Annotated in this window: 4 protein-coding genes, 1 tRNA gene and 1 pseudogene; 3 read left to right on the forward strand and 3 right to left on the reverse strand. The window is 30.9% G+C overall.

Going from position 1 to position 5,364, the window contains the following annotated elements; genetic code table 11:
• Positions 1-275: pseudogene (locus Q0039_RS03505) on the forward strand (tyrosine-type recombinase/integrase); the annotation flags it as partial.
• A 26-nt stretch (positions 276-301) separates the two neighbouring features.
• Here Q0039_RS03505 and Q0039_RS03510 read toward each other — a convergent pair.
• Complete coding sequence (locus Q0039_RS03510; protein WP_297509143.1) at positions 302-1,387, reverse strand: AAA family ATPase; 1,086 nt, start codon at positions 1,385-1,387, stop codon at positions 302-304.
• Positions 1,388-1,884: 497 nt separating this feature from the next.
• Here Q0039_RS03510 and Q0039_RS03515 point away from each other — a divergent pair, with 497 nt between their 5' ends.
• The gene (locus Q0039_RS03515) at positions 1,885-2,373 is read left to right on the forward strand and encodes a hypothetical protein (protein WP_297509146.1); all 489 of its coding nucleotides are present in this window, start codon (positions 1,885-1,887) and stop codon (positions 2,371-2,373) included.
• A 165-nt stretch (positions 2,374-2,538) separates the two neighbouring features.
• On the opposite strand, the gene Q0039_RS03520 is transcribed toward Q0039_RS03515, so the two are convergent.
• Both Q0039_RS03520 and Q0039_RS03525 read right to left on the reverse strand, forming a co-directional pair.
• Complete coding sequence (locus tag Q0039_RS03520; protein WP_297509148.1) at positions 2,539-4,191, reverse strand: ATP-binding protein; 1,653 nt, start codon at positions 4,189-4,191, stop codon at positions 2,539-2,541.
• 88 nt (positions 4,192-4,279) lie between these two features.
• Positions 4,280-4,386: transfer RNA gene (locus tag Q0039_RS03525), tRNA-OTHER, on the reverse strand.
• A 78-nt stretch (positions 4,387-4,464) separates the two neighbouring features.
• On the opposite strand from Q0039_RS03525, the gene Q0039_RS03530 reads away from it, so the two are divergent.
• The coding region (locus tag Q0039_RS03530; RefSeq protein WP_297509151.1) for a WYL domain-containing protein at positions 4,465-5,364 on the forward strand (900 nt) is incomplete at its 3' end.

The raw sequence follows: 5,364 nt of genomic DNA on the forward strand, positions 1-5,364 counted from the left end.
AAGAAAATACAAAAAAGGCAAATATTAATGATAAATATCAATACTTTCGAACTGAAGGAGGGAAGCTTGTTGTGCACAAGGCCCCAAAATACAAATTCGTCACAACCCATACTGCTAGACGGTCTTTTTGTACCAATGCGTATACTGAAAATGTTCCAATACAAGACATTATGGCTATTTCAGGTCATAAAACAGAACGTGTATTTATGGATTATATTAAAGTAGAATCGATTAAAAATGCAGCAAGAATTTCGAGCAATGTTTTTTTTCGTTAAAATTGAATAGGGTAAAAATAATGCTACTAACCCCCAAATCCAACTGTTTTTTTAATTGCGGGTTTGTAATGATTGTCGTTTTTAAAATTATAAATATCAGCAACTGCAAGTGGTTGATTAACAGTTTCCATAATTCCTAAGGTTGCTAATAATTTGTTGGTTCTATCTACAGTTAACGGCTTAAACTCGTAAATTTGAGAAAGCCTACCTTTTCTTAACAGCGCTTTGTCTATATTCTTCACATCGGTGTTGAACGTAGCAATTATTTGAATCCCCAAACTCTCACCCAATAACCCATCGGTTAAATTAAGTAGCATGGATAGGTTGGAGTTTCTAACCTCTTGACGTGACTGGATAAGTTCTTCCGCATCTTCAATTACGAAAACAGCGTTTTTGTTATTTAGTAAAAATGGAGTCATGTTTAAATTGTCCAATTCACCCGCCATTTTTGGTGAAATAAAGATTACTTTTTTCTTGAGTTGGTGAATTAAAAATTTGATGTATGTACTTTTACCTGTTCCTGGTTGCCCATGAAAAAGATAAAGTCCGTTGGTATCTCTCTTATTGAGTTGTTTTACGATATCTTTATGAATAGGTAAAAAATCGTCATTGTAATGAATGTTAAAATCGATTTTTGGTTTTTTGATATTAACCGGCTGCGTATTTAATTCCCCATTTTGATTAAAGATTAAGCATATATCGGTTGTTTTCTTTTGGGAGTATAAGAATTTTTTAGATTCTTCAAAGAGGATCTTTGCCGACTTTAATTGTTCTTCTGTGTGAAAAAAATAAAGCGAACTATATTCAATACTTACCAGAAGTCCATTTTGTAAAATATAGATGTGAAAGGCATTTTCCAACGATTTTTTTGTGATATTGTAATCGTGTGAATAATGTTGTTGTACAATTTCATTTTGGTATTTATTTTCAAACCATTTTTTGAAGGATTCAATTTTTATATCTTCGATAGGAATAATACTAGGGATTTTTTTGGAGTAAGCAAAAAATAATCTGTACGGACTTACATAACTACTAGAACTATTAAACAAGTTCATATCTTCAATTAGCAAAGGTAATTGAGTTGATGATGTCGGGTTTGATTCTGAATTCATAGGGTATAGGAATTTATTAAATACTATGGGGTGATAGAAATTATAGGCTAAAATAAATTGAATTTTTAAAAACACTTTCATTATAATTTAAAATTTAGCTTATAGATATTTACACGTCTTTGTTTTTAAAATATTGTATTAATGAGTTTTTTTTTCTAATAATATTTCTAATTGTACTTATTTTTTAATATAGAATAATGTTTTAACATCAATTACTTTTTAATACATTTGATAAACAAATTTGAATAAAGTGAATACATAATATTTTTTTATCATACCATAAGCGTTAGCTGTTAATCTTGTTACTCGAAATCGCCAATTTCAATACTAACTCAACAAAGAATTAATAAGCGAACGTTCACGTACTGCGTGGACTTCTCTTATTTTGTTGAGTAGGTGTTTGGCGATACCTGAGTAACGGATAAAAGTTTGTTCCACGCTTTTGGTTTTTATTTAATCATTTAAAAAACCTCAGGAACAAGGTTATCTAATTTCTTATGAAAACATTATTCAAAAAATCCATTTTTTTACTTTTGGTTTTTACATTTTTTAGTTGTTCTGAAGATGGAAAAGACGGAAAAGACGGAGTTGACGGAAACGCAAATGTTATTGGTACAAACACAGTAACAACTTCATCTTCTAATTGGTCTAGTAATACATCTGGAAGTTTTTGGTATACTACTTTGAGTTTACCAGCTATTACGCAATCAATTATTGACAAAGGAGTTGTTAGCCTATTTAAAAGCGATTCAAATGGCGCTTGGATTGCAATGCCATATACAATTGGAAACCAATCTTGGTATTATGAATTTGGGGTTGGATTTATTAATATATATACAACAAATACTAATTTGTCATCAATGCCAAATCCAGCGACACAAAAATTTAGAGTGGTTGTAATTTCTGCTTCAAATAGAATTGCCAATCCAAATGTGAATTGGAAAAATTATGATGAAGTTAAATACGCACTTAATTTAGAAGATTAAAAATATTATGTATTTCACTTTACAATTAAGCGAGACAACAATGTTTCGCTTTTTTGTTGATTCAAAGAACGCTATTTATTTATTCATATGCATAATAAAATTAATTATCAATTTATCCTACATAAACCTATTTTAATATCTTTTTAAATATTTAATAGTTTTTAATTACAGTTTAGATCCAAAACCAATTTTAGTAGAAGTTGTTATTTTAATTTCTTCTTGGCATAGGTTTAAAAATAAGGATTCTAAATCGTTTTCTTCGAGAATACATTGCATGATGTATTTTTTCCTGATGTTATAGATTTGCCCACCTGTAAATGAATAATTATTAATTGCCTGGTTGATAATGTCAATAGACATGTTGGGAAAGCTATTTTGAAGCAGTTGAAATTGAGTGGTTGTGTTGGGTTTTTCAAATTCTACTTTATATAGAAATCGTCTTTCAAATGCAGGATCCAATTTGTCTGCATTATTACTAGTTACGATAGAAATACCTGTGAAGTTTTCCATTTCTTCAAGGAGGATATTTTGCATACTGTTGTGGGAACGATCTGTAGATTGATTTACCAAAACGCGTTTAGAAAAAATGCTATCCTCGTTGAAAAAAAGTATAGGAGTGTGCTCACATTCTTTTGAAAATTCGTAGTATTCTGAAAATATCTTTTTTACATTTTTTTCAGAATCTCCCATCCATTTGTCGACTATTTTTTCAACATCTACACAAAACAAAGCACGGTTGGTCAATTTTGCTAACCGTTTTGCTGTAGCTGTTTTTCCTGTTCCCGAAAAACCATTAAATAAAATAGAAATCCCTTTGCCTAAACCGTTTTCTTCTAGATGATCAATTATTTGCTTGTGTTTTTCAATGCTTAAAACCTTTTCAATGGTATTAATTTGTTTCCATTCCGATGGATTGTAGAATAAATTCTCATCAAGTATTGCATCAGGATACAGAAGTGTAGCTGTAGAGTAGCTTTTTTTCTTTTTTTCTTTTTTTTGTTTTTCAAAAAGGGCAGTAATTGATTTCTGGGTTAATTCAATAAACTCATCAAAGGCAAATCCATCTTCTTCTTTTACTACTAATTCATTAGTAATTAGAGGAGATGTTTTGTTTATTATTTTTTCCCGAATAGCCTTTTGTTTCGTGAATTTGTCTTCGATTTGCTTGATGTAGTATTCTAAATCGGCTTTTGACTCATTGGTAAAATAGTTTATGGCTGTACAAAAAAAGAGTGTTTTATCAACAATAGACAAATTAAAATTATTTAACCAATCAAGTTCAATACATTTTTTGGCTGTAGTTAATTCGTTCTCTACTAATTTTAGTAGCGTATCTGCATCAAATACCCCTTCACATCTTTTATCAATTAGCTCTTGAATTAATTGTAATAGTTCAACGAAGTTTTCGGCTGGTTTTTTACAAAGTAGGGTGGTATTATTAGTCAAAAGTGCTTCATATACTTTTTCATCAACTTGAAAGGTCTGTTTAATCAATGTTTTACTTAAACGATTTTTGGTTTGTGCAATAACATACCTTTTAGAAATTAAACCCTGTAAGGCATTATTAATGTTTTTTAAATTGCGAATACTACCCCCAAAATGTTCTAAAAAAGAATCAATTCCTTGTTCTTCTTGTCGAATACCACCATCAACTAAAAGTGCTAAAATGACTAACTCATCGTAGGTTATTTTGAAAAACTGTAACAGTTGTTTTACCTCAGTTTTATTAACAATTTCTTCTTTATTAATAGTATTTCCGAAGCTACCTCCAATTACATATTCCATCCACTCTAGTTTATTAAAATCTTGGTTTTTCATGGTGTCTTAATTTAAGTTAACGTTTCAAAAGTAAAGAGTAGGTTTTCAAACCAAGGAATCCTTGCAACCTTGCATTCTTTTTAAATAGTGCATGGGGAAGGACTCGCACCTCCACGGATTAATAATCCACACAACCTAGGTTGTGCGCGTCTTCTATCTGGTTCTGTGCACCGAACCAACTTCCGCCACCCATGCTTAGTGAGTGCAATATTAGATATTCACTTGGCATTTTTTGGCAAAGTTCCATATCTTTACTTTTTAAAAGCATTTTTTATGAAAGAGTTTGGAAAGAAAAGGTTGTATAAAAATTTGATAATTAAAATTTTAAAAAATAGAGCGTTAACAATTGATGCACTTTTAAATGAATTAAACTCCCTATTAATACAAGAATATGGGTTTGAACCTATATCCAGACGAACATTTGATCGTTCAAAAGAACTTTTGATTAAAGATGGCTATCAAATCGTTTCTCGCAAAATTAACGGCAGAAATTATTTTGTACTTGAAGATTCCCCTGAAAACTTAAACCTAACAGAAGATGAAAAATTAACTTTTCCATTACTGTTAGGATTATTAGATACCGAGAAGTCAATGAGTTCTGTGAATTGGTTAAAAACCGCTTTGATGGATGATTTTGATTATTCAGAAAAAGATTTAAATGTATTGCCCTATTTTGTGCATGTTCAACCAACATTGCACCAGCAAGACCAATTGCTTTTACTCGCCGGACAGATTATTGATTTTGCCAAGCGCGGGCAAGCCATACAATTTCTCTATGAGAAGAAAGGTGAGGTAAAGATGCGCCTAGTAGCTCCCTTACAAGTACGTTATTACGATAACCGATATTATTTATTAGGTAGTCCTATAGATGAAAAAACCTACGAACTTTCAAATCTGCTACAAACCTACACGATGGATAAATTTGTGGAGAAAGCAGTATATCCCGCCGTTAATGAATCGGAGGGAATTCCAGAAAATGCTACCTCTATTTATTACGATTATGCTGCCTTGTACAAAGTTTCAAAACTGGAAGATTTACTAAAACACAGTCTGGGTGTTTGGTATGATTGGAAAAAAAACAAGCTCAAAACGTATCGATTGAAATTTACCGATTGGGCAATGGGTATTATGGAAAACAAAAAAATACATCCTTCACAAGTTGTGATAGAAAAA

Origin of the sequence: Flavobacterium sp., from assembly GCF_027484945.1 — a bacterium.
GTDB lineage: Bacteria > Bacteroidota > Bacteroidia > Flavobacteriales > Flavobacteriaceae > Flavobacterium.

Coding starts and splice junctions, on each gene's coding strand:
- Q0039_RS03510 (WP_297509143.1), bottom strand. CDS start 1,387: ATGAATTCAGAATCAAACCCGACATCATCAACTCAATTACCTTTGCTA.
- Q0039_RS03515 (WP_297509146.1), top strand. CDS start 1,885: ATGAAAACATTATTCAAAAAATCCATTTTTTTACTTTTGGTTTTTACA.
- Q0039_RS03520 (WP_297509148.1), bottom strand. CDS start 4,191: ATGAAAAACCAAGATTTTAATAAACTAGAGTGGATGGAATATGTAATT.